The organism is Ewingella sp. AOP8-B2-18 (genome assembly GCF_052376015.1).
GTDB classification, from domain to species: Bacteria; Pseudomonadota; Gammaproteobacteria; order Enterobacterales; family Enterobacteriaceae; genus Ewingella; species Ewingella allii.
Genome location: NZ_JBQSVB010000005.1, coordinates 150,977 through 173,245, shown reverse-complemented (window position 1 = coordinate 173,245; position 22,269 = coordinate 150,977). Strand labels below are relative to the sequence as shown.

General features: G+C 53.0%; 20 protein-coding genes. 9 read left to right on the top strand and 11 right to left on the bottom strand.

The features are described from left to right. Positions 1-181: 181 nt before the first annotated feature. The 4 genes from ACT3RR_RS12430 to ACT3RR_RS12415 form a co-directional block, all read right to left on the bottom strand. Complete coding sequence (locus tag ACT3RR_RS12430; protein WP_486031700.1) at positions 182-979, bottom strand: anti-sigma factor family protein; 798 nt, start codon at positions 977-979, stop codon at positions 182-184. Next, positions 976-1,431: a sigma-70 family RNA polymerase sigma factor gene (locus ACT3RR_RS12425; RefSeq protein ID WP_034794021.1), complete on the bottom strand. Its 456-nt coding sequence runs from the start codon at positions 1,429-1,431 to the stop codon at positions 976-978. Before ACT3RR_RS12425 ends, ACT3RR_RS12430 begins: the two co-directional genes overlap by 4 nt. A gap of 90 nt (positions 1,432-1,521) precedes the next feature. Further along, positions 1,522-2,058, bottom strand: a complete 537-nt coding sequence (locus ACT3RR_RS12420; RefSeq protein ID WP_496200415.1) for a tetratricopeptide repeat protein — start codon at positions 2,056-2,058, stop codon at positions 1,522-1,524. A 37-nt stretch (positions 2,059-2,095) separates the two neighbouring features. Further along, a complete protein-coding gene (locus ACT3RR_RS12415) occupies positions 2,096-2,677 on the bottom strand; it encodes a cytochrome b (protein WP_496200414.1) in 582 nt (193 codons plus the stop codon). A gap of 223 nt (positions 2,678-2,900) precedes the next feature. Between ACT3RR_RS12415 and ACT3RR_RS12410 the strand changes: the two genes are divergently transcribed. Beyond that, on the top strand, positions 2,901-3,644 hold the full coding sequence (locus tag ACT3RR_RS12410; protein WP_353503678.1) for a flagellar brake protein: 744 nt from the start codon (positions 2,901-2,903) through the stop codon (positions 3,642-3,644). Between the two features lie 14 nt (positions 3,645-3,658). Here ACT3RR_RS12410 and ACT3RR_RS12405 read toward each other — a convergent pair whose 3' ends face one another. After that, complete coding sequence (locus tag ACT3RR_RS12405; protein ID WP_496200413.1) at positions 3,659-4,417, bottom strand: SDR family NAD(P)-dependent oxidoreductase; 759 nt, start codon at positions 4,415-4,417, stop codon at positions 3,659-3,661. A 126-nt stretch (positions 4,418-4,543) separates the two neighbouring features. On the opposite strand from ACT3RR_RS12405, the gene ACT3RR_RS12400 reads away from it, so the two are divergent. The 4 genes from ACT3RR_RS12400 to ACT3RR_RS12385 all read left to right on the top strand — a co-directional run bounded on the left by ACT3RR_RS12400 (position 4,544) and on the right by ACT3RR_RS12385 (position 8,991). Continuing rightward, positions 4,544-5,443 carry a LysR family transcriptional regulator gene (locus ACT3RR_RS12400; protein WP_353503680.1) on the top strand — a complete coding sequence of 300 codons (900 nt, stop codon included), beginning with the start codon at positions 4,544-4,546 and terminating at the stop codon, positions 5,441-5,443. Between the two features lie 113 nt (positions 5,444-5,556). After that, on the top strand, positions 5,557-6,573 hold the full coding sequence (yhjD, locus tag ACT3RR_RS12395) for an inner membrane protein YhjD (RefSeq protein WP_396131808.1): 1,017 nt from the start codon (positions 5,557-5,559) through the stop codon (positions 6,571-6,573). Positions 6,574-6,843: 270 nt separating this feature from the next. Further along, positions 6,844-8,166 (top strand): MFS transporter, encoded by a 1,323-nt coding sequence (locus tag ACT3RR_RS12390; RefSeq protein ID WP_486031711.1) that lies wholly within the window; start codon positions 6,844-6,846, stop codon positions 8,164-8,166. Between the two features lie 51 nt (positions 8,167-8,217). Next, positions 8,218-8,991, top strand: coding sequence for a CDP-diacylglycerol diphosphatase (locus ACT3RR_RS12385; RefSeq protein ID WP_496200412.1), 774 nt, complete (start codon positions 8,218-8,220; stop codon positions 8,989-8,991). Between the two features lie 5 nt (positions 8,992-8,996). On the opposite strand, the gene ACT3RR_RS12380 is transcribed toward ACT3RR_RS12385, so the two are convergent. The 3 genes from ACT3RR_RS12380 to pdeH form a co-directional block, all read right to left on the bottom strand. Further along, a complete protein-coding gene (locus ACT3RR_RS12380) occupies positions 8,997-9,407 on the bottom strand; it encodes a helix-turn-helix domain-containing protein (RefSeq protein ID WP_485903003.1) in 411 nt (136 codons plus the stop codon). Between the two features lie 147 nt (positions 9,408-9,554). After that, positions 9,555-11,618, bottom strand: a complete 2,064-nt coding sequence (locus ACT3RR_RS12375; RefSeq protein ID WP_496200411.1) for an AsmA family protein — start codon at positions 11,616-11,618, stop codon at positions 9,555-9,557. A gap of 106 nt (positions 11,619-11,724) precedes the next feature. Beyond that, entirely contained in the window at positions 11,725-12,501 is a 777-nt protein-coding gene (gene pdeH, locus ACT3RR_RS12370; RefSeq protein ID WP_353503686.1) for a cyclic-guanylate-specific phosphodiesterase, read from the bottom strand. A gap of 256 nt (positions 12,502-12,757) precedes the next feature. Here pdeH and ACT3RR_RS12365 point away from each other — a divergent pair, with 256 nt between their 5' ends. Next, complete coding sequence (locus tag ACT3RR_RS12365) at positions 12,758-12,973, top strand: 2-hydroxymuconate tautomerase family protein (RefSeq protein ID WP_154145740.1); 216 nt, start codon at positions 12,758-12,760, stop codon at positions 12,971-12,973. A 216-nt stretch (positions 12,974-13,189) separates the two neighbouring features. Then, positions 13,190-14,116, top strand: a complete 927-nt coding sequence (locus tag ACT3RR_RS12360) for a sugar kinase (protein ID WP_496200410.1) — start codon at positions 13,190-13,192, stop codon at positions 14,114-14,116. 725 nt (positions 14,117-14,841) lie between these two features. On the opposite strand, the gene ACT3RR_RS12355 is transcribed toward ACT3RR_RS12360, so the two are convergent. The 3 genes from ACT3RR_RS12355 to hmsP all read right to left on the bottom strand — a co-directional run bounded on the left by ACT3RR_RS12355 (position 14,842) and on the right by hmsP (position 20,269). Beyond that, on the bottom strand, positions 14,842-16,365 hold the full coding sequence (locus ACT3RR_RS12355; protein ID WP_485902998.1) for a M16 family metallopeptidase: 1,524 nt from the start codon (positions 16,363-16,365) through the stop codon (positions 14,842-14,844). A 335-nt stretch (positions 16,366-16,700) separates the two neighbouring features. Continuing rightward, positions 16,701-17,984 (bottom strand): dicarboxylate/amino acid:cation symporter, encoded by a 1,284-nt coding sequence (locus ACT3RR_RS12350; protein WP_353503689.1) that lies wholly within the window; start codon positions 17,982-17,984, stop codon positions 16,701-16,703. 305 nt (positions 17,985-18,289) lie between these two features. Next, positions 18,290-20,269, bottom strand: a complete 1,980-nt coding sequence (gene hmsP / locus ACT3RR_RS12345) for a biofilm formation regulator HmsP (protein WP_353503690.1) — start codon at positions 20,267-20,269, stop codon at positions 18,290-18,292. 586 nt (positions 20,270-20,855) lie between these two features. Between hmsP and bcsO the strand changes: the two genes are divergently transcribed. Both bcsO and bcsQ read left to right on the top strand, forming a co-directional pair. Then, a complete protein-coding gene (bcsO, locus tag ACT3RR_RS12340) occupies positions 20,856-21,461 on the top strand; it encodes a cellulose biosynthesis protein BcsO (RefSeq protein ID WP_496200409.1) in 606 nt (201 codons plus the stop codon). Beyond that, positions 21,452-22,255 (top strand): cellulose biosynthesis protein BcsQ, encoded by an 804-nt coding sequence (gene bcsQ / locus ACT3RR_RS12335; RefSeq protein ID WP_496200408.1) that lies wholly within the window; start codon positions 21,452-21,454, stop codon positions 22,253-22,255. The genes bcsO and bcsQ overlap by 10 nt, the downstream gene beginning before the upstream one ends. Positions 22,256-22,269: the final 14 nt, after the last annotated feature.

The window sequence follows — 22,269 nt, the reverse complement described above, 5'->3', positions numbered from 1 at the left end:
CCTCTAGCCATAATTATTAATATTGATATGGATTTAAAAGTTAACTTAAATTAAAACATTCACAATAGTTATAAATAATGATCTTATTTAGCACTCTCCCCGCTTAATATAACTCATTAAATTAACCACTAAGTTATTATGGGTTCCCCATAATACTAAAGAAAAATATAACATCTCACACTCAACTCAGCGCACTCAACAATATTTGTCCACGCAAGGCCATTTGGTCGGCCGGATTATGCCCAATTAACATGTAGTTAAAACCTTTGGCGCGCCAATAAATAACATTCATGCCCCGGCGGATTTCACTTTGCTGGGCGGTGTCGCCACGCTGGGATGAGCGAGTGATGCACAGGGCCATCGGGCCGTGGGTGGCGTCGAGATAGGTTATCTGCGCAATGTTGTACTGGTCATAGTTGAGCAGACGGGCATTTTTCAGCGTCGCGCCCTGTAGGACAAGGCTGGCGGGAGTCAGGCTGGTGCCCAGCAAGGCGTTCACTCGCTGCAATTCTTGTTGCTGCTGCTCTGGAGATTCATGGATATCAGCCAGCGTGTCGGCGGAATAGAGCGACATATATTCTGCGACCAGATTGCGCCAGCCGAGATCTTGCTCAGGCTCGGCAAAAGGCACGGCGTAGCGCCCGACGGCAATCCCTACTGCAAGGAAACTCACCGCGGCGGCCAGCAGGTGGCGACGGCTAACGCCCTGTTTATTCGCAACTTTTGGCGCACTAACGGGATCTGGAATGGCATCCAGCCGGGCCTGCAAGCTGGCAATTGGCGCTTCGGACAGTAAAGGCTCATAGGCTTCATGGAAAGGCAGATTGCTGTAAGAGAGCTGATTGAGGCGATCGGCCAAAACTTCGTCACTCTGTAATCGCTGAGCAACCTGTTCGCGCTGGGCTTCGCTCAGTTGATTGTCGAGCCAGGCCACCAGCACTTCATCAGGGAAAGGGATCGGCAGACGTTCTTGCGTCATTTTTTCTCTCCCTGTTGTGGTTGGAAAGGCGTCACGGCGGATTTCGCCAAGGTTTGTCTGGCGGTTGCCAGCCGACTCATGATGGTTCCCACCGGCACAGCCAGCGTATTGGCGGCCTCTTGATAGGTAAAACCTTCGACATACACCAGAAAAACCGCGTTTCTCTGGGCTTCGGGTAAGCCGCCGACCTGCTGCATCACCTGCAATTGCCAGCGGCGGCTCTCAAAATCACCTGATTCATGCGAGGTGCTCACTTCATCAATATCCACAAATCCCTGTCCCTGACGAACTTGCTGCGCCCTAAGCTCGTTGATCCAAATCGAATGCAAAATCGAAAATAACCAGCGATCGATGCGCGTCCCCTCTTCGAACTGCGCGCTGCGCTCAAGCGCCCGCACGCAGGTCGATTGCACTAAATCATCAGCCACATCGCGTTTTCGCGACAACACCATGCCGTAACGCCAAAGACGCGCCAGACAGAGGCTTAATTCATGCCGGATCTCGGTGGATGTGATTTTTCACTACCTCGTGGTCAATCGATTTTATGATTCCGGGTGGCCCTCGATCGCGGCATTCAGGTCGCGATACTCTTCACAGCCGGTGCCGCAAATCCCTTTAATCGTGGCGAGCTGCGCCTTAGCCAAGTCCGGACGGCCTTTGATCATGTACGCTTCGCCAAGGTATTCACGCACTTTGGCGTAATGCCCGTCGAGCGTGATGGAACGCTGATAATAGCCGATCCCTTCATCCGTGCGCCCCAATTTACGCGTGGCATAGCCGCGATAATTCCAGGCTTCGCGGGTGTTGGGCTGTTGCAGCGTATCGAGCAGATTTAAGGCTTCCTGGAAGCGACCGGTTTTGGCCAGATGATAAGCATATTGGGTCTTATCCTGATCGGAAATCTTACTGCCTTTTTCTACCATACAGCTTTTGGTTTTACTGTCATAAACCTGACCTTTCGGGCAGTCCGGCGTTTTCTCCGAGTCATCGCCCATGGCGTGGGCCGCGATTGAGAACATCGACAGGCCCGCGCACAGGCACAGGGCGGAGAGCGTGGTGAGATTATTATTTTTTTTCATTGTAGGGTCCTGAGTAGCAAGGTGTTGGCTTTGTTTTTTATGGGCGTCCGTGGCTGCCCGGTAGCATGCGACGCAGCGTGCCGTCGCGTAAGACGTAATGGTGGAATAGCGCCGCCAGAGCATGCACCCCGGCCACAATGATTAATGCCCACGCCACGTTGTTATGCAGCATGCCGAAGGTGCGCGGCATCACGCTGTCGAAATCGAAAACGTCGGGGATCGGGAATAAACCGAAGAAGTAGAACGGCTCGGCCTGCGCCCAGCGGAATAAAAAGCCGAGCACTATTTGCGAAATCAGCAGCAGATAGAGCACCAGATGGGTCAGGTGCGACGCGGCTTTCATCGCCGTCGGCATGGCAATAGGTTCCTGCTTGCTGCGGCCGGTGCTCACGGTGAATAAGCGCCACAGCAAACGTCCGATAATGATCACCGCCAGCAGGATGCCCACGGAGATATGCACGGATTGCAGCCCTTTGCGCAACGGGGTGCCGCGATCCAGCAATTCCCAAATATGCGCGCTGGCAAACATGAAGATAACAATGAGCGCGGTGGCCCAGTGCAGAGTGATCGTCAGGCCGTCATAGCGACGGCGCAGCGTTGGAGCTGAAGTGTTTTGCATAAAGAAAGGCCCATAAGTGTCCGATTTGTCAGTAAACACTTGAGTGGTGATTTTTATTCGATGGTTTTAGAAATTTTTTTCGATTTTTGTATTGGCGGCGATTTCGCAATAAAGAGAAAAAAGCATCAAGCTTCCATCAGGCCTGCCGATAACCGTTATGCACATCCTTTAAGTCAAATTAAAACCATTACAATCATAAAAACTGTCAGGTGGGGTATCGCTGGTGAACGAAGCATCTAAAGAGCAGTTTGTCCGTCGCAATAAGTTGGGTATTTTGGCCGTCCTGCGTGATTTGAAGAAGAACAACACGCTGGTCATGGTGTCCCACGGGCGCGGGCAATTTATCAGCAAAATTCTGGACGTTTTGCCGGATACCAACCAATTGCTGTTTGATCTGGGCAGTGGTGATTACGACAACCAGCTGGCAAAAGAGGCGCAAACCCTGAATTTCGTGGCGGAACCGGCAGGAGCGAAAGTCGAGTTCACCTCGGGACAGGCGCAGGAAATCAGCTGGCAAAATCTGCCGACCTTTAGCTGCGAAATCCCGCCGGAGCTCTATTTCATTCAGCGCCGCGAGTATTTCCGCGTCAATATTCCGCTGCAACCGACTTATGTCTGTCGCGGCAAATTCCCCGACACCAGTGATTTCAGCTTTCGCCTGAAAGATATCTCGCTGGGAGGCATCGGCCTGCACGTCGACAAAGTGATGCCCCTGGCGATTGAAGCTGGCACGGTGATTAAAGACTCTCTGGTGGAATTAGCCGAGTTTGGCTCTTTCAAACTGGATTTGGAGTTTATCAGCGCGATGGACCGGCAAACGGTAAGCAGTAAAGGAGAAACGGTCACCAGCCAGCGGCTCAGTTTCCGTTTTCCTTATTTATCCCCCGCGCAGGAGCGCGACCTGCAACGGGCGATATTTGAGCTGGAAAAGCAGCAGCATCAGAAAGCGAAACGCTTCCGCGATTGATGACTCAATCAGTCTTATAAGAACATGCCGCCCGATGCTTCCACGCGTTGGGCGTTCATCCAGCCACCCGCGTCACTGAGCATCAGCGCCACCATGTGGCCGATATCATCCGGCAGGCCGACGCGCCCCAGCGCGGTGTTGGATGCCACAAATTTATTCACGTCAGGATTATCTCGTACTATACCGCCGCTGAAGTCAGTGGCAATCGCTCCCGGAGCCAAAACGTTGGCCGTTATCCCACGTGCGCCCAGCTCTTTAGCCTGATAACGCGTCAAGACCTCAATACCGCCTTTCATCATGGCGTAGGCTGAAGAACCCGGCAGAGCAAAACGCGCTAGCCCACTGGAAATATTCAATATACGGCCACCATCAGCCATCAAAGGCAGCAGTTTTTGCGTCAGGAAAAACGGCCCTTTAAGATGAATATTCATCATTAAATCAAACTGTTCTTCGGTTGTTTCACTGAACAGAGAATGGTTGCCAACGCCTGCGTTATTCACCAGAAAATCAAAGCTTTCGCGCTGCCAGGTATCCGCCAGCAGGGTCTTCACCTGCGCGGCAAACGCGGTAAAGGATTTGCTGTCGCCGACATCCAGCTGCAACGCCGCGGCTTTGCCACCTTTGGCCTGCACGGCGCGGACAATGCTGTCGGCTTCTTCACGCTGGCTGTGATAAGTCAAAATCACATCCACGCCCTGATCTGCCAGTTTTTCAACGGCATTTTTGCCTAAACCACGGCTTGCGCCGGTCACTATCGCGATTTTATTGCTCATATCAGACTCCGCAGTGAATATTGTGGGTACTTGTTGTATGAAATAGAGTCTATTGGCAGAATGAATAACGATAAATAGGAGCAAATGAGTTTCACTGTTCCATATAAAACAACAATGGGCGGAAATGTGGATAAAATTCAATCGATGCAGGTATTTGTTCGCGTCGCAGAGCTGAACAGTTTTACTCGCGCCGCCGAAAGTTTGAGTCTTCCCAAGGCCAGCGTCTCGCGGCTAATTCAGCAATTGGAAAGCCAACTTGCCGTGCGCCTGCTGCATCGCTCCACCCGCCGGGTGCAACTGACGCAGGACGGTCAGGTCTATTACGACCGCTGCAAAGAGCTGCTGGCCAGCGTCGAGGAGATGGAAACACTGTTTCAGGCTAACCCGGCCACCATCAGCGGCCGCCTACGGGTGGATATGTCGGTCGCCATGGCGCGCGATTTTGTGCTGCCAAAGCTGGGCGAATTCCTCAACCGCTATCCCGCCATCGAGATTGAACTCAGCAGCACCGACCACCGGGTTGATGTCATCCGCGAAGGTTTCGACTGCGTGATCCGCGTCGGCACGCTAAAGGATTCGGGGCTGATCGCTCGCCCGCTCGGGCAACTCAACATGATAAATTGCGCCAGCCCGGCTTATCTCCAACGCCACGGCACGCCGCTGCATCCGGACGATTTATCCCAGCACGCCATGGTGCATTACGAGCAGACGCTGGGCGCGCGGACCTCCAGCTTTGAATATTTAGAAGGCAAAACGCTGCGTTCTGTGAAGACCGGCGGCGCGGTGACGGTCAACAGCACCCAGACTTACTCCAGCGCCTGTCTGGCGGGTTTAGGCATTATTCAGGTGCCGCTGATGGGGATGCGCGAGTACCTCGAGACGGGCCAATTAGTCAAAATCTTGCCGCAGTACAACGCGCCGCCAATGCCTATCTCACTGGTTTATCCCCATCGGCTGAATCTTTCCAGGCGAGCCAAAGTGTTCATGGATTGGCTGACCGAAATCACCCATGCCCATCTCAAATAGGGCCGGCCTCTTGAGCAGTGGCTGAGCAATCAGCCATTGGCCCGGCAGCGGGCGCGATTGAGCAGCTATACTAAACTGATGGAAAATCTGAAAAATAAGGACTCCGTGGATTAATGCCAACCACCAATAAACCAGAAACGCTCGAACAGGAAGACGCTAAGCCGCTGATTAATATCAAAACCGGCAATCACACTGTGGATAAAAATATTACCCGGGCTTCGAAGCTGGTGACGCGCATCCAGTCATGGGGCTGGGTCGCCCATTTGCTGCGGGCCACGGAGCGATTCAACGATCGCCTCGGCAGCCAGTTCGGCGCGGCCATTACCTATTTCTCCTTTTTGTCGCTGATCCCGATTTTGATGGTGTCCTTTGCCGCAGTGGGTTTCATTCTGGCCTCCAACCCCGACCTGCTGGCGCGACTGATTGGCAAAATCGTCAACAGCATCAGCGATCCCAACCTTGCCAGCACGCTGAAAAACACCGTCAACACGGCAATTCAGCAGCGTACGGCGGTGGGGCTATCCGGTTTGCTGATTGCGCTTTATTCCGGGATTAGCTGGATGGGGAATCTGCGCGAAGCGATCCGCGCCCAGTCCCGCGACGTGTGGGAGCGCAATCCGCAGGATAAAGAGGTGATTTACAAGCGCTATATTCGCGATTTCATCTCGCTGACGGGTCTGGTGCTGGCGCTGATCATCACGCTGTCGCTGACCTCGATTGCCGGTTCGGCGCAGAAATCGATTGTTGATGCTTTAGGCCTTGGCGGCATTGAGTGGCTGCGCCCGGTGATGACCTCGGTCACGCTGGTGATTTCCATTGCGGCTAACTATTTATTGTTCCTGTGGATATTTTGGATGCTGCCGCGCCATAAGCCACGCAAAAAAGCCCTGCTGCGCGGCACTTTGCTGGCAGCTATCGGCTTTGAAGTGATCAAGTTCGTCATGACCATGACCTTGCCACGGCTGGCAAGCTCGCCCTCCGGCGCGGCTTTCGGCTCGGTTATCGGCCTGATGGCCTTCTTCTACTTCTTCGCCCGGCTAACGCTGTTTGTCGCCGCCTGGATCGCCACCGCGCAATACAAAGGGGATAAGGAAATCGAGCAGCCTGAGACTCATAACGCCGCTCAATAAGTGCCCTGATTTATATCGTGCCAGACAATATTCGTTGTCTGGCATTTTATTTGGCCATTTACCAGTGAGTTGTTCTAACCTTTATCCATTTATTGAACAGATAAACCTGATATCACTTCAGATGGAAAACATTCCCCCATTTGGTGCAATTGCGCCGTTCTCCCTCCGCCCTCTGGCGTTGAAAACGTCACATTCCCTGCTTAATATGCCTTTAGCAAACATTTCTTTACATAACATCCATCCTTTCAATCACAATAAGAATCATCGCTTATGCAAGCCTCAGTCACACCAGAATTAGCAGCTGACGCCCACCTGGTCAGCCAAAACTCCCGCGGCAAAGTCATCGTTGCGTCGCTGATCGGCACGGCCATCGAATTTTTCGACTTCTATATCTACGCCACGGCGGCGGTGATCGTTTTCCCGCATATCTTCTTCCCGCAGGGTGACCCAACGGCGGCAACGCTACAGTCTCTGGCGACCTTCGCCATTGCCTTTATCGCCCGCCCAATTGGCTCGGCGCTGTTCGGCCACTTCGGCGACCGCGTTGGCCGTAAAGCCACGCTGGTTGCCTCGCTTCTCACCATGGGGATTTCAACCGTGGTGATTGGCCTGCTGCCAACCTACGCCAGCATTGGCGTTTTCGCCCCTCTGCTGCTGGCACTGGCGCGTTTTGGTCAGGGCCTGGGCTTGGGGGGTGAGTGGGGCGGCGCGGCGCTGCTGGCGACGGAGAATGCGCCCGCCAAGAAGCGCGCGCTTTACGGCTCCTTCCCGCAGCTTGGTGCGCCGATTGGCTTCTTCTTCGCTAACGGCATGTTCCTGCTGCTGTCGTGGTTGCTGACTGATGAACAATTTATCGACTGGGGCTGGCGCGTGCCTTTCCTGCTCTCCGCCGTGCTGGTACTGATTGGCCTGTATGTCCGCGTTTCTCTGCATGAAACGCCGGTGTTCGCTAAAATTGCTAAGGCCGGAAAACAGGTTCGCATCCCTATCGGCACCCTGTTTAGCAAGCACCTGAAAGCCACCGTACTGGGCATGTTCATCATGGTGGCGACTTACACCCTGTTTTACATTATGACTGTCTATTCATTGAGTTACGGCACGCAGCCGAAGCCGCTGGGCTTGGGCATTACCCGTAATGACTTCCTGCTGATGCTGATGATTGGCGTGGTTGGTTTTGGCGTGATGGTGCCGATTGCCGGCCAGCTGGCGGACTCCTTTGGCCGTCGCAGAACCATGATTTGCATTACTCTGCTGATGATTGTCTTTGCCCTGCTGTTCCCTTCCCTGCTGGGTTCGGGTTCACAGACGCTGGTAATGATTTTCCTGCTGTGCGGCTTTGTGGTGATGGGGCTGACCTTCGGCCCGATGGGCGCCCTGCTGCCAGAACTCTTCCCGACCGAAGTTCGCTATACCGGCGCGTCATTCTCTTATAATGTGGCATCGATTCTTGGTGCATCGGTTGCGCCTTACATCGCGACCTGGCTGGCAACCCGCTACGGCCTGTTCTATGTCGGCGTCTATTTGGCTTCCATGGCGCTGATCACCCTGATCGCGCTGCTGCTGTCGAAAGAGACTCGCGACCAGTCACTCTGATTGATTCCCCCGCATCACTCGGTGCGGGGATTTTCTAAGGACTTATCCCTCATGCGTTTGACTCGCCGTTCCCTCATTACGCTGGTGATTTTGGCCGTCATTATCGCCGCCGGTTTATGGTTATTCCTGCCCAATAAATCCAACCCAAATGCCCTGTGGAACATCATTAGCCAGAAGTGTGTGCCCAACCAGCGCGCCAACGGGCAGCCCGCTCCCTGCTCTCAGGTAGATGAAAAGCAAGGCTTTGTGGTGATGAAGGACAGAAACGGCCCGCTGCAATTCCTGCTGATGCCGACGGCTAAAGTCACCGGCATGGAAAGCCCGGCGCTGCTCGAAGACGCCACGCCGAACTACTTCAGCCAAGCGTGGGAAGCGCGGCACTTTATGGCGGATAAATACGGCAAACCTATTGATGACAGCAATGTCTCACTGGCGATTAACTCGCAGTACGGACGCACCCAAAACCAGCTGCATATCCATATCTCCTGCCTGCTGCCAGAGGTGAAAAACACGCTGGTGAAAGACGCTGGGCAGATAGGTTATCGCTGGCAAGAGCTGCCGGATCAGCTGATTGGCCACACCTACTTAGTGCGCAAAGTCGCGCCTGCCGAGTTGAATCAAAAAGGAGCTTTCCGCCTGCTGGCCGAGGGTGTTCCGGAAGCCCGCGAGAAGATGGGGCATTTCGGTATGGCGATGGTGAGCCTGTCTGGCGGGGATTTCCTGCTGCTGGCGAACCAGCGTAACCTGCTCAAAATGAACAACGCCTCGACCGAAGAGATTCAGGACCACGATTGCGCAGTCCTGAATCCGGTGCCGAAGTCTTGATCACGTCAGATAAACAGAGCGGGTGAGATTTCAAACCGTTTTGCCAGTTTATCAATGTGGTCAACGGTGAGCTGACGTTGACCACTCAGGATACGAGAGACGAGGGATTTGCCTCCAATCTCGTCCTGAAAATCGGTCTGTTTCAGACCATATTGCTCCATTAACGTCGCCAACACGGCAACCCCGCTCGGCAGCGCTTCAATCTCAGCCCGGAAGGCAACCACCTCTGGCAGACTATTTTCATATTCGCGGATTTTATTGCTGACAATATCCAACAGCGGGCTGTGTGGGTTATTTATCAATAAATACTCCACCAGCTCCAACGCTTCTCGATAGTCCTTTTCGCTGGCGTGCTGCCCGAGCAAAGGTACCGCGTTAACCAATTCTTCAGTCGCTTTGATGGCGTCGCTAATCATTTCTTTTTACCTCGATGTAAATGGTTAAAGCAATCCGTGGCATTTGTAGATCACAACGAGCCATAAAATAAACAATTTGCATGATTTTTGCACTGATTAAACCCTCTCCTATAAGAGAGGGTTTAGAAGGGCATGCCAGTGTTGCTGCTACTTCTCTTTCATCTTCTGTAAGATTGGGGCGCACTGGTTTTGCTCATTATCACTTGGGGAAATCAGTGCCAGCAGGGCAGCGGCTGGGGCGACGACCGCGCCGAGAGCCACGGCGGCGGCACCGCGAGCAATCAGAGGACCAGGCTTCACTCCGGCGTCTGGATTTTTATAGGTGCCCCGCACATAGAGCGGCGAGCGCAGGGTCAGCACGCGAACTCCCTTACTCTCAGGATCGATGGTTAAATCGAGACGCTCGGTTGCCATGTTGGTGGTGCCGGTAATGTTGATCACCGCATTTTCCGTGTCGAAGACGAACAGCCGTGGCGAAACCAAACCGTTCTTGATATTCACATTGGCCGCCGCGCAGTTGATAGCCACTTCGTCATCGCCGAAGATTTTACCCACCACGTAGTTACCGACGTTCAGGCCGACGATCTCCATCAGGCTGCGGCTTATGACCCCGTCATTGATCAGCAGTTTCATGTCGCCATTACTGCTACCCAGCAGAGCCGCCACCGAGTTGCCGGTGCCCGACAAAGTAGCATCGCCATTCAAATCACCCAGACTGCGCTCCATCGACTGGACGTTCGGCAGCAGCTGTTTCAGCTTCAAGCCGCGCGCATGCATATCCACTCGGCCGCGCATTGGCGACTTGTCCCCCTCCAGTCGCACGGTGGAGTTGAGATTGCCGCCCGCCACGCCAAAGCGCAGCGGATCCATCAGGATAACGCCGTTGTTGAGTTTAAGATGGGTGCTCAGGTCGCTCAGCGGCAGCGACTTACCGTGTTCAATGCGTTTGGCGCTGAACTTCACGTCAGCATCCATCACGTCCCAACTCTTGGTATCAAACTTCTCAACCGGCAGCACTTTGTCTGAAGGCTGGCGGGTGGTTTCGCCACGCTTGGCCTTGTCTTTGTTGGAATCAGCACCAATCAGCGGCGCGAGGTCAGCAAAGCGCAGCTGCTTGGATTCCACACTGCCGCTCAGGCTAGGGCGAGGTTTACTGGCGCGATAGGTCAGCGAGCCATGAATATCACTGTCACCAATCTGGCCATTGAAGTTCTGATAGCGATAAACCGCGCCATCTTTGTCGTGCAGCGTCGCGGTTAAATGGCCGTCGGTGGAATAGGAAGGAGTCTGCGGCAAGAGCACGCCCGTCAGGCCGTAGAGGTCTGATAGCGTCTGGCCGGAGAATTTAAGGCGCAAATCCAGAGCGCCGAGGTTCATTGGATCGGTCAGTGTCCCGGCGACGGCGACGCGGGTGTTGCCCGAACGCACATCAGCCTGCAGCGGGAAGCGGGAGTCTGGGTCTTTCAGCGCCAGCATGCCGCCGATTTTGCCGCTACCCGACAGTGGCTCGCCGTTGTACTTACCGTCCACTTTCCAGCCGAAAACGTAATCTGGCGTTTTGCCTTTATCCGCCGTCTTCTTGTCGCCCTTCTCGCCGACCACTTCGGTGAAAGGCAGCGGTTTGCCTAAGGGATCAATCACCGCGCGGAAATCCGCCTTGAGCGGCGCGTCTTTGTAATCAATCTGCCCACGGTCAAACACGATGTCATTAAGGGTGAAGGACCACGGCGAGGCGGGCTGGTCTTTATCTTTGGTGTCGCTGTTCGCCAGATTAAACGTCCAGTTATTTTTACCGTTGGCGAGGCGGATCAGCGAAGCATTCGGCTGCTTGAGCCAAATACGCGGGATAAGCACTTCTTTATGCAGCAGGGCCAGCGGCGCCAGACTGGCGTCTACGCGGGCCAGCGTGACCATTTGTGCATCTTTGGTGGCGCCCGGCACGTCTTCGGGATTTCCTAAGACAATATCTTCGGCATGCACGTGCGGCCAGGGCACCCAGGCCCGCCAACCAGCTTCATCTTTCTGACGCGACCAGTCGACGCCGAGGTTTCCGCGTATCGCAAAGCTGCGGTTTAATTCGGCAGAGACCTTCTGATTGATGGTGGGTTTCAGGCGATTCCAGTCAAACAGTGAGATGAAAATCACGATGGCAATCAACAAAATAACGATGATCCCCACCACCCAGCTAACCACTTTACCTGTGCGCGTCATTAGTCTATTCCTATCAGAGAGTTAACTGATTCATAGACCTAACCATAGTTGAGTTTGCCGCAGCTTGCATAATCGGCACGGGAGGGAAAAACGTGACAGAACGTGATTATTCTGGGAAATGTATAGGCAGTTTATCGAGTTGATCGAAGGTTTTCGGCCGCGATAAGTAGTATCCCTGAGCCGCCAGCGCATCAGATTCCCGCACCATCGCCCACTCTTGCGCCGTCTCGACACCTTCGATAATCACCCCTTTACTGTAGCGATTCATCAGCGTGACAAGGGTGAAAAATAGCCTCGACCCCTCTTCACTCTGGCGCAGCAGAATAAACAGGTCGCGCGCGATTTTGATGTATTCGTAATGCCAGGTGGTAAAGGAAGAGAAGTTGGCGATGCCCTGACCGAAATCATCGAGCCATAGCCGGTCAGACTGCTCAATTTTGGAAAGTGGGATGCTCAGCGCGTGTTCAGCGCTTTCGACTAACTCGAAGCGCACGTAGGGCATGGTATTGATCTGCCGCTTCAGGGCGCTATCGGACTGCAAAGCCTCCAGCACTTGCCCATCAACGTTAATGGAAGCAAGCAGGCCGTGCTCGATAAACAGTTGCTGCCATTGCTGCAATAAATCGAGTTGTTCTTGAACGATTTGTACACGTTTGCCTATCGCAACGGCGACAAAGTACTCTTCTGGCGAGACAAATTTCTGTGGTGCCGACGGATGGAAAATCCCGGTAAGTAATTCAATACCCAGTAACTTTCCAGACGTGCGGTAAATGGGCTGAAAGCGATACACCCTCTGACATTGGCGCCAGTAGGACTGTGCCCTGACGCGTTCGATGACAGAAAATGTTGGCATCATCAGACCTAACATCATCTTCGTTATCATATTTTTATGCCGCCATACTTTCTGTTGCCAGAAATAAAAATCATCCAATCAGGTCACATGCGGCAACATGCTTTGCGTGGCTCTACGGACAGCCCGCCCCCCTGTTTCCACTTCGTAGTGATAACTATCGGCGTCGCCGGAGGAAACTTTAATCACCTTGCCCGGTACCGCGCGCAGCAGCACAAAATAGCCCGCTATCAGGCTAGACGTCTCCCCTCTCAGGCTCTACATTGATGACTTAACAACGCTTATAAATATGGAGAAAGCCATGCCTTACGTGAATATTAAAATTACCCGCGACGGTGCCACCGCTGAGCAAAAAAAGGCGCTAATTGAAGGCGTTACCCAATTATTGGTGGATACCCTTGATAAAAACCCAGCCACCACCACGGTCATCATCGACGAGATCGACACTGACAACTGGGGCATTGGCGGGCAGAGCGTGACCGAGCGTCGCAACGCAGCCAAATAAGCTTCACTTCTCGTCACCAAGATAACGGCGAAAGCTCTCCGGCTTTCGCTTTTTTAATGGCTATTTTTCACTTCTTCGAGACGCCTCGAAAAAAAGTAAAACTGCGTTTTAATAGTATTGACTGCCCCCTCGTCAGCGAAGAGACTACGTGCATGATTTCGCCAGCTTGATTGCGCCAAACAGTCGCTTCCATCTCTTAAGACAAGGCCCGTTTCAATGACCAGAAAAATTGCCGTTATCGGCGAGTGCATGATTGAACTGTCTCAGAAAGGCTCCTCCCTGCATCGCGGCTTTGGCGGCGACACGCTCAACACCTCGGTTTATATCGCCCGCCAGGTTCCCGCAGACGCGCTGGAAGTGCAGTACGTCACGGCATTGGGCACGGACAGTTTCAGCGATGAGATGCTGTCAGCATGGCAGCAGGAAGGGGTGAAAACTGATTTGACCCAGCGTCTCGATAACAAACTACCGGGTTTATATGTGATTGAAACTGATGAAACGGGCGAGCGTACCTTCTATTACTGGCGTAATGACGCCGCCGCGCGTTACTGGCTCGACAGCCCGAAGTCCGCCGAGGTCTGTCAGCAACTGGCTGAATTTGATTACATTTACCTCAGCGGCATCAGCCTCGCTATTCTTAACGATAAAAGCCGCGAGCGACTGATGACTTTATTGCAAGCTTGCCGCTCACGCGGCGGCAAAGTCATTTTCGATAACAATTACCGCCCACGCCTGTGGGCCAGCAAAGAGCAAACCCAGTCAGCTTATAACGCGATGCTCTCTTGCACCGACATCGCCTTCCTGACGCTGGATGACGAAGACATGCTGTGGGGCGCGAAGCCGTATGACGAAGTTATCGCCCGCACTCACGCGCTCGGCGTCAGCGAAGTGGTGATCAAGCGCGGCGCAGAGAGCTGCATCGTCTCCGCCTCCGACGGCAAGCTGTATGACGTGCCGGCGGTGAAGCTGCCAAAAGAGAAAGTCATCGACACCACCGCCGCCGGAGACTCCTTCAGCGCCGGCTATCTCGCCGTCCGCCTGAACGGCGGCAGCCCAGAAGAAGCCGCCATTCGCGGCCACAAAACAGCCAGCACGGTTATCCAATATCGCGGGGCTATTATTCCGGGGGATGTGGCTTTTTGAAAAAAGCTGGGTAAAAAGTTTTAGGGGAAGGTTAAAACCTTGCGTTGCCACGCAAACTGGCCTTTAAGGTCAAAACCGTGCGCTGCCGCCACACCGCCAAAACCTTGCGTTGCCACGCAAACTGGCCCAGAAGGCGCGTAAGCGCGCGCCCTCTGGACTCCCGCGCTTTTGTTGCTGTGTTACCGAGGCTGCGCAGGGTTGGAATGGACCTGTTTCAGCCGCCCCAGTGATCGCCACGAAATGCCGCCGCTTAGGCGGTTCCCTCAGTTCGGGCTTCGAGCCATAGGTCTCGAACCACTCCCTCGGCGTCACTTCTGAACGTGGCTTACTGGCATTTACGCCGTGCCGTTTCATTGGGTTTTGACTTGCTCCCTCCCCTAATTAGGGGGAGGAACAGAGCAGCACTTCAATGAAACGGCACGGTTGAAATACCTCAAAACCGCAGTCAAAAATGGCGCTGAGCGAACGGTTCGAGACCTAGGGCTCGAAGCCTGAAGCGAAGGCACCGCCTAAGCGGCGACATTTTGCGGTGGATAACGGAAGTACCTGAAACATGTCCGCCCAGCGAGCGGAGCGTGCAGTAAAGAGCCGGGGATTCTCAAGGGGCGCGGCGATAGGCGCCCCTTGAGGCCGGTGTGGCGGCAGCGCACGGTTTTGACCTTAAGGCCAGTGTGGGCGGCGAGCCCACGGTTTTGGGGAACAGGGGCCAAAGCCCCTCTAAAACTTTATTGCCCCTGCACCGCCCCCGCGGCATTACTCGCCGCATCGGCAGGTGCCGCCTCAGGGGCTACAGCAGGAACCATGATTTGATCGTAGGTTTCCTGCAACAGCTTGACGCTCATCTCTGGCTCGCCTTTCGGCTGAACCAGCAACAAGGCCGGGTCGCGAGAAAGCTGCTGTTTCAGCTCCTGATTCAATACCGGCAGGGTCAGGGAAGAGAGGAACTCCTGACGCAGTTTCTGATATTGCTCTGGAGCGATATCCACCACGCCATTCTGCTGGGAACGCAGGCGTTGGCTCATGAGCACGTCAGTGTCGGTGCGGGCATAAGTCGCAAACAGCTTGCTAAGCTGATCGTTCTTCTGCGCAATCAAGGCATCAAACTCGGCCTGAGACAGTCCGGTATCGCGCACTTTGAGCAGCTCTTGTGACAGGTGCTTCAGCGAATCAAGCATCTTGTCTTGGGCGGCGTCCATGCGGATTGCACACTGGGCGCGCTGGTATTGCACGCGGCAGTCGAAACTTAAGTTAGGCACCGGCATATCGGCGCTGGCTTTTGACTCTTTACCGTCAGGCGAGGTTTTCAACGCCTGCTGTAAATGCCAGAACAAGGCTTCCCGCGCTAAATCGCTGCGCCAGTAAGTGCTCAATGCCTGTGAGTCTTGGATCGGCTGCCACGGCGTATCCCACAATAGCGACAGCTTATCCTGCGTGATGGAGTCATCCATCAGCGTCATGGCTTTTGGCGGCAGGCTGGCGAGCGTTGGTAGTGTCTGCGGCGTCTCGCGAGTGCCCTTCAGCTTGGAGAAGGTTTTATTGATCTGCTCGCTGAGGTTGCGGCTGCTATCAACATTCCCCACCACGTACAGCGTCATGGCGTCCGGGGTGTACCACTGATGATAGAACTGGCTCAGCGCCTTGGCATCGACCGGATGTGCCGGAGGCTGGCTTGGGTCATGACCTAATAATGTTGAACCTTTCAGGCGATAACGCCACCAGGCATCCTGAGTATCCATCGGGATCGAGCCCACGGGATCAGGGGAAATGCGCGCGCCGTCGCTAACAGTATCTGGAGTGATAGGCAACTGACCGGCGGTTGACGCCAACCATGACAGGGCTTCTTTCAGCAGATCAGCACGGCCGTTTGGCAAGCTGATGTTGTACATGGTGAAATCATAAGAAGAGACGGCTGGCGGAAGAGGTCTTACGGTGCTGATAGCCTGTTGCCAGAAAGACTGTAATTGTGCGCTGGTAAACCCTTCGGAATGCGTTAAGGCGATACGAGGAAGGAAATGCGCGAAGCCAGTTTGCTGGCTTGATTCGGCTAAAGAGCCGGTACGGACAATAAGACGTAATTCAATGCGATCGCTTGGGCGTTGCGGCGTTGCCAGCATCTGCCAGGTAAAACCATTGTCTAATTTACCCTGTTGCCAGGCTGGGTCGGGTTGTAGCGCCTCAGCCTGAACATTGCCTGCGGCAACTGCCAGCAGCAATCCACCAACGAGTAAACGAATTTTGGTGCCCTGCATGTGAACCCCTACGTAATGACAATCCAATTTTCAATTTGTCTGTCCTGCCGGTGTCTGACGACTGGCCCACAGGATATCGATGTGTTGAAACGAAGACGGCAAAGTTTAGCACTGTGTTAGACCGCACGTTTTCGCCGATGTCACCGTTCACATGAAAATTTTTAAGAAAAAACTGCCGCAGGGACATCGGGGATGCACATTATGAAGATAATCTTAGGGTTACATCAAGCAACCGTTGGATTTATAGGGAAATTAAGCATGAAAAAGGCAGGTTTGGAGTGATCCAACCTGCCTTTTTACAACTTCTAATCAACTTTTCAGAAGAACGGATCCGATTAGACCGTTTTCCCCGCCGCAAGCTCGTTATTTTTACCGGACAGCTCGGCGTTCAATTGACCTTCATCCAGTTGGTCACACCATTTGGCGACCACGATAGTGGCAACACCGTTACCCACCAGATTGGTCAAGGCGCGCGCTTCGGACATGAAACGGTCGATACCCAGAATCAGCGCCAGGCCGGCAACCGGCAGGTGGCCGACTGCTGACAGGGTTGCTGCCAGAACAATGAAGCCACTGCCGGTCACGCCCGCCGCACCTTTAGAGGAGAGCAGCAGCACAACCAACAGGGTGATTTGGTGCCAGATATCCATGTGGGTATTGGTTGCCTGAGCAATAAACACCGCCGCCATGGTCAGGTAAATCGAGGTGCCATCAAGGTTGAAGGAGTAGCCGGTTGGGATAACCAGACCCACCACTGACTTCTTACAGCCAAGGCGCTCCATTTTATTCAACATGCGTGGCAGAACGGATTCAGACGAGGAGGTGCCGAGAACAATCAGCAACTCTTCTTTTATATAGCTGATAAATTTGAAGATGCTAAAGCCGGTGAAGCGCGCAATCAGCCCCAGCACCACTACCACAAACAGCACGCAGGTCAGGTAGAAGCAGAGAATAAGCTGGCCCAGCTGCACCAGAGAGCCAACGCCATATTTACCAATGGTAAAGGCCATCGCGCCGAATGCACCCAGTGGAGCAAGGCGCATGATCATGTTGATGATGCCGAAAATGACTTTTGAGAAGCTGTCGATGAAGTTGAAGACCAGTTGGCCTTTGTCACCCAGACGGTGCAGCGCGAAGCCGAACAGTACAGCAAACATCAGCACTTGCAGGATGTTACCGCTGGCAAAGGCACCAATCACGCTACCCGGAATAATGTCTAACAGGAAAGGAATGATCCCCTGACTCTGCGCTTGTTCCGCGTACACCGCGACGGCTTTGGCGTCCAGCGCGGCGGGATCAACGTTCATGCCCGCGCCCGGCTGGACGATGTTGACGATCACCAGACCAATAATCAGCGCGATGGTGCTGACGATTTCGAAATAGAGCAGAGCAATGGCGCCAGTGCGGCCCACGGCTTTCATGCTTTCCATTCCGGCAATGCCGGTCACCACGGTACAGAAAATCACCGGAGCGATGATCATCTTGATTAATTTAACAAAGCCGTCACCTAACGGCTTCATCTGTGCGCCTAGATCCGGATAGAAATGCCCAAGCAACACGCCCAGCGTAATTGCCGTTAATACCTGGAAATAGAGGCTTTTAAAGAGACTTTTTTTCATTTATTGCCCACCCTGTATAGATACAACAGCCGTGATAAATACCAAGGCTACCGCTCAAAATTGATAGGCGGGAAAATAACACCGCCATAACAAGATGGAAATAATTTGTTCCGCTTTGTAATTATCTTTGTTTTAAAATAAGAGCTGAAACGATTCAGTTAAAAAGTAATAGGCGAGAAAATACATAAGAACTGTTGCCCCACGGGGGAAGTCACTAAAACCTTAACGCTATTTTTGCTATTAAAAGAAGGGAGGCATTTATTGGAGATAAATAACTCGCGCTAACTTTAGTTTTAAAACTAAAGTTATTTCCCGCAAAACTTACTTTCGAATTCAGCTTGCGGCAATGGGGGAGAGAAATAATAACCCTGACCAAAGATAATATTGTTTTCCAGCAGCCATTGGCGCTGCTCGTTGGTTTCGACGCCTTCGGCAATCAGTTGAATATCCATGGCTTTACCGATGGAAGCCACAATGTTCACCATCACATCATCCTCTGGCAGCACGTTGATAAAGCTGCGGTCGATTTTGATGACATCAATTGGCAAGCTGCGCAGGCGATTAAGATACTCCAGCCCGGAATAGCCCAGGCCAAAATCATCCAGCTCAATAGAGACGCCGGCGGCGCGCAATTCACTTAACAGGATTAAAGCGCGATCCAAATCCTCAATGCGCGCCGTTTCGGTGATTTCTAACACCAGTTGGCCCGGATTGATTTTATAACGGCTGAGCAAACTGCGCAGTTCAGGTAAGAAATTTCGCTGCTGGATTTGAATTCCAGACAGGTTAACCGACAGCGGCAGAGTAATTCCCCTCTGCTGCCAATCCGCCAAAATGCCGCAGCCTAATTCCAGCACTTTATAACCCAACAGCCCCATCACGCCTATTTCTTCCGCCAGCACGATGAAATCACTCTCCAGCCCATAACTGCCGTCCACCATTCTGCGCCGCAGCAGGGCTTCGGCCCCCATCACTTTGCCGGTCTGCATATTGAACTGGGGCTGAATAAACAGGATGAAGTCGTTTTGGCCGACGGCGTGCAGGATTTCGTTTTCCTGTAATAGCCGTTTTTGAATTCGGTCGGTCAGCTCTGGCTCGAAGAACAGAATCTGATTTTTGCCTTGTTGGTAGGCGGAAACGCGCGCCGCGCGGGCATTCGCCATCAACTGCGTGGCGGTCACTGGCGCTTCACCATCATAATGCACAATGCCGATACTGCCCGTCGGGTGCAGCGCCAGCGGCGTGACATCGCTCTGCTGCGGGGCATTGATGCGCTCCATAATATGGCGCGCCAGCCGCATCGCCATAAAAGGGCGGGGAATGTCACTCGCCAGCAAGGCCAGCTCGTTGTAACTCAGCCTTGCCAGCACGCAGTTGGCAGGCAGCACGTCAATAATAGCGTTAATCAGCGGGCAGCTCAGATGGCCATCGTCGCGCAGGCTTTCAATACCAATCAGCAGCAGATGGAAATCTTTCTCCTTCGTCGTGGCGTTCAGCCGCATCTGCAATTGCGCCATAAACTGCGCTTCATTGTTTAACGAGCTGTCGGTCGTCGAGGTGATGTCCTGCATCTTCTGCTGCATTTTAAGCAGATGCTGCTGATTGCGGTTATAACTGCGGATCAGCATACCAAACTCATCATCCTCGTGGCGTGGGGGCAGAGCCAGCTGATGGCTGCAAATTTCGTTTTCAGGCAGGGATTCCAACTCTCGCGCAATGGCCCGCAAGGGTTTTACCACCAGACGATTCACGCACCAGCTCACAGAAATAGTCAAAATCAGCGCCAGCAAGAGATAAGTCGTCAGCATGGTGGAGAGCGCGCTGATGATGAACTGGTACATCCGATAGGAGTCGGCTTGCAGCACTAAATACGCTAAAGGTTTGGGATCTTTCGGGCTGGCCGCCGCCGAATAGAGCGGCACGGAAATCTTCACCGGCAGGTTAAAACCGCGAGTGATCCATTCAGGCACGGGGCGGCCCGCGGGGAAATTAGTATGCAGCGCGGCAATTTCATTGGGCATCACCACGTCAGCGCGGCTGAGAATACCTACCGGACGCAGGGTATTGAGAATGTCTTGTGTTTCATTCAGGTTGACATCAAGCACCGCCTGAGAAAGCGGCTTTCTCACTGAATGCGCAATATTTTCAAGCTGTTGGGCGTAATCCTCCCTCCGCTGCTGCACAAAGTGAAACAGTTGGATGAGGATAAAAATACAGATAGTGATCACCGCAACGGTGGATACCGCCGCCATCTGTTTAATGGTTAATGAACGCCTGACCCGCAACCTAATTCTCCATGACTTGCCAACCTGATCAACCCGCCTATCCTAACAGTGCAAACGGGGGAACAATAGCTTGGCGCAGTATACCTGATAAGCCCCCTTTCTCATGCCTTAAGCGAGGGTTTTATGCATTAAAATTCTCTTTTTATATCAAAGAATAATAGTGACTTAATCCCTGAAGGGTTCGTGGTATCCCTATTATAAATAGTTAATATTAATCGCCTTAGCCATGCGGCGGCTAATAACGTGAGCAAAATCGGCTATTAGTCTAACGCGGGGGATACCAAAGGGGTTAGTGTGCTATATAGGCAGTGAAAAACGAGATGAATGAATGGTTCAGCAGCAAACAATAGCAGAACACGCCTAAGTCACTGTTTAACATTGAGTTACTTTGAAATCGGCATATTTGAGGCAGATGCATATTTTTCGTAAATACTGGTTCAAACTGTACGATAACTGTTACATTAAGATTATTCCTACGTCATAAATAATCTAGATTTTAACTAAGACATTCTGAAAATAGTGGCTTTAAGCAGGGAAGTCTTACGCCTAATACCTCTTATAACAAAATTCCTATCAGGCAAAATATATGAATAATTATGACGACATTAAGCGTTTCATGGAAAAATCAAAAACAGAAGACATTGATTATAAAGAAATAAATGCAAAGTCGATGGGCAATGGCATTACCAGCTCGATGAATAAATGGACATTGATTAAGCAGATTTCCTCTGGCGATGAGCCTCAGGGGGCGCTAGAAAATGGCCGAACCACCCAGCCCACGCCACAGCCGGTGAACCGGGAAGAGTTCAAAAACCTTGCACCCGCCGCGCATAAAACCGAGATCCCGTCTCCGATCTCCGCGAGCATTACCAATGCTAAAACCGAGCCTAAAAATGTCTCGCCCGACATCGTTAGCTCGTCGATTGTCCCCGCAGAAATGAATATTCTGGACACGCTGCGCGCCGCCCTGCCGGAGCCTGATGCCGCGCCGCCGGTCGCGCAACCGCCTGCACCCCAGGCCGCCTCACCTTTCGCTGCCAGCCAGGCCCCTGCGGCTGCCACACAGCATAAAGAGGCAGGCAGCCAATTTCGCCAAATGTTTAAACAAAAAGCGCCACAGCGCGAGGAGAACACTCTGCCTCGCGACACGCCGCTTCAACCCTTGTTAGAGATGATTGCCTCATGCCGTTAGTTTGTGTGTGTTCCCCAAAAGGCGGGGTCGGTAAAACCACGGTCGCGTCGAATCTGGCGTATTCACTTGCCCGCAGCGGCAGCAAAGTGCTGGTTATCGATTTCGACGTACAGAACGCCCTGCGCCTGCACTTTGGCGTGCCCATCTCTGACACACGCGGCTTTGTCGCTGGCTCAGGGAATGAATCCGACTGGAGCCAGTTCATCCTCAAAGCCGGTTCAAACACTTTCGTGCTGCCTTACGGCGAAGTCACCGAAGAGCAGCGGATGGCGTTCGAGCAGCAGTTAACCCTCGATCCCCACTTCCTGCAGCGCGGTCTGAATACCGTGCTGAACTATCCAGGCTTGGTGATTATTGCTGATTTCCCTCCCGGCCCAAGCCCGGCGTTGAAAGCCGTGCAGGCGCTGGCCGATCTCCACGTGGTGGTGATGCTGGCGGACACGGCGTCGCTGTCGTTATTACCTTTGATGGAAAAAAATCGGCTGATTGGCACACCTTTGAATAATAAAAAAGGTGAGTATTACGTTGTGAATCAAAGTGACAATCGCCGGACACTAAGCCGCGACGTCACCCAATTCTTCGAGCAGCGTTTGAATGAACGCTTGTTAGGCACCATCCACAGGGATGAATGCGTGCCAGAGGCCAATGCCTCGCAGCGATCGATTATTGATTTCAGCCCGGTATCGGCTTCGGCCTTTGATATTGAACTGATCAGCAAAAAAGTCGCCGCTATTTTAGGGATCAAAGTCGGTGATGGGGAATTACATGCCTCTCCAAAACCAGATAATTATTAATAGCTCCAGCAGAA

Excerpts from the sequence above, each read along its gene's own strand:
- ACT3RR_RS12430 (WP_486031700.1), bottom strand. The coding sequence starts at position 979 with ATGACGCAAGAACGTCTGCCGATCCCTTTCCCTGATGAAGTGCTGGTG.
- ACT3RR_RS12425 (WP_034794021.1), bottom strand. The coding sequence starts at position 1,431 with ATGGTGTTGTCGCGAAAACGCGATGTGGCTGATGATTTAGTGCAATCG.
- ACT3RR_RS12420 (WP_496200415.1), bottom strand. The coding sequence starts at position 2,058 with ATGAAAAAAAATAATAATCTCACCACGCTCTCCGCCCTGTGCCTGTGC.
- ACT3RR_RS12415 (WP_496200414.1), bottom strand. The coding sequence starts at position 2,677 with ATGCAAAACACTTCAGCTCCAACGCTGCGCCGTCGCTATGACGGCCTG.
- ACT3RR_RS12405 (WP_496200413.1), bottom strand. The coding sequence starts at position 4,417 with ATGAGCAATAAAATCGCGATAGTGACCGGCGCAAGCCGTGGTTTAGGC.
- yhjD (WP_396131808.1), top strand. The coding sequence starts at position 5,557 with ATGCCAACCACCAATAAACCAGAAACGCTCGAACAGGAAGACGCTAAG.
- ACT3RR_RS12390 (WP_486031711.1), top strand. The coding sequence starts at position 6,844 with ATGCAAGCCTCAGTCACACCAGAATTAGCAGCTGACGCCCACCTGGTC.
- ACT3RR_RS12385 (WP_496200412.1), top strand. The coding sequence starts at position 8,218 with ATGCGTTTGACTCGCCGTTCCCTCATTACGCTGGTGATTTTGGCCGTC.
- ACT3RR_RS12380 (WP_485903003.1), bottom strand. The coding sequence starts at position 9,407 with ATGATTAGCGACGCCATCAAAGCGACTGAAGAATTGGTTAACGCGGTA.
- ACT3RR_RS12375 (WP_496200411.1), bottom strand. The coding sequence starts at position 11,618 with ATGACGCGCACAGGTAAAGTGGTTAGCTGGGTGGTGGGGATCATCGTT.
- pdeH (WP_353503686.1), bottom strand. The coding sequence starts at position 12,501 with ATGATAACGAAGATGATGTTAGGTCTGATGATGCCAACATTTTCTGTC.
- ACT3RR_RS12365 (WP_154145740.1), top strand. The coding sequence starts at position 12,758 with ATGGAGAAAGCCATGCCTTACGTGAATATTAAAATTACCCGCGACGGT.
- ACT3RR_RS12360 (WP_496200410.1), top strand. The coding sequence starts at position 13,190 with ATGACCAGAAAAATTGCCGTTATCGGCGAGTGCATGATTGAACTGTCT.
- ACT3RR_RS12355 (WP_485902998.1), bottom strand. The coding sequence starts at position 16,365 with ATGCAGGGCACCAAAATTCGTTTACTCGTTGGTGGATTGCTGCTGGCA.
- ACT3RR_RS12350 (WP_353503689.1), bottom strand. The coding sequence starts at position 17,984 with ATGAAAAAAAGTCTCTTTAAAAGCCTCTATTTCCAGGTATTAACGGCA.
- bcsO (WP_496200409.1), top strand. The coding sequence starts at position 20,856 with ATGAATAATTATGACGACATTAAGCGTTTCATGGAAAAATCAAAAACA.
- bcsQ (WP_496200408.1), top strand. The coding sequence starts at position 21,452 with ATGCCGTTAGTTTGTGTGTGTTCCCCAAAAGGCGGGGTCGGTAAAACC.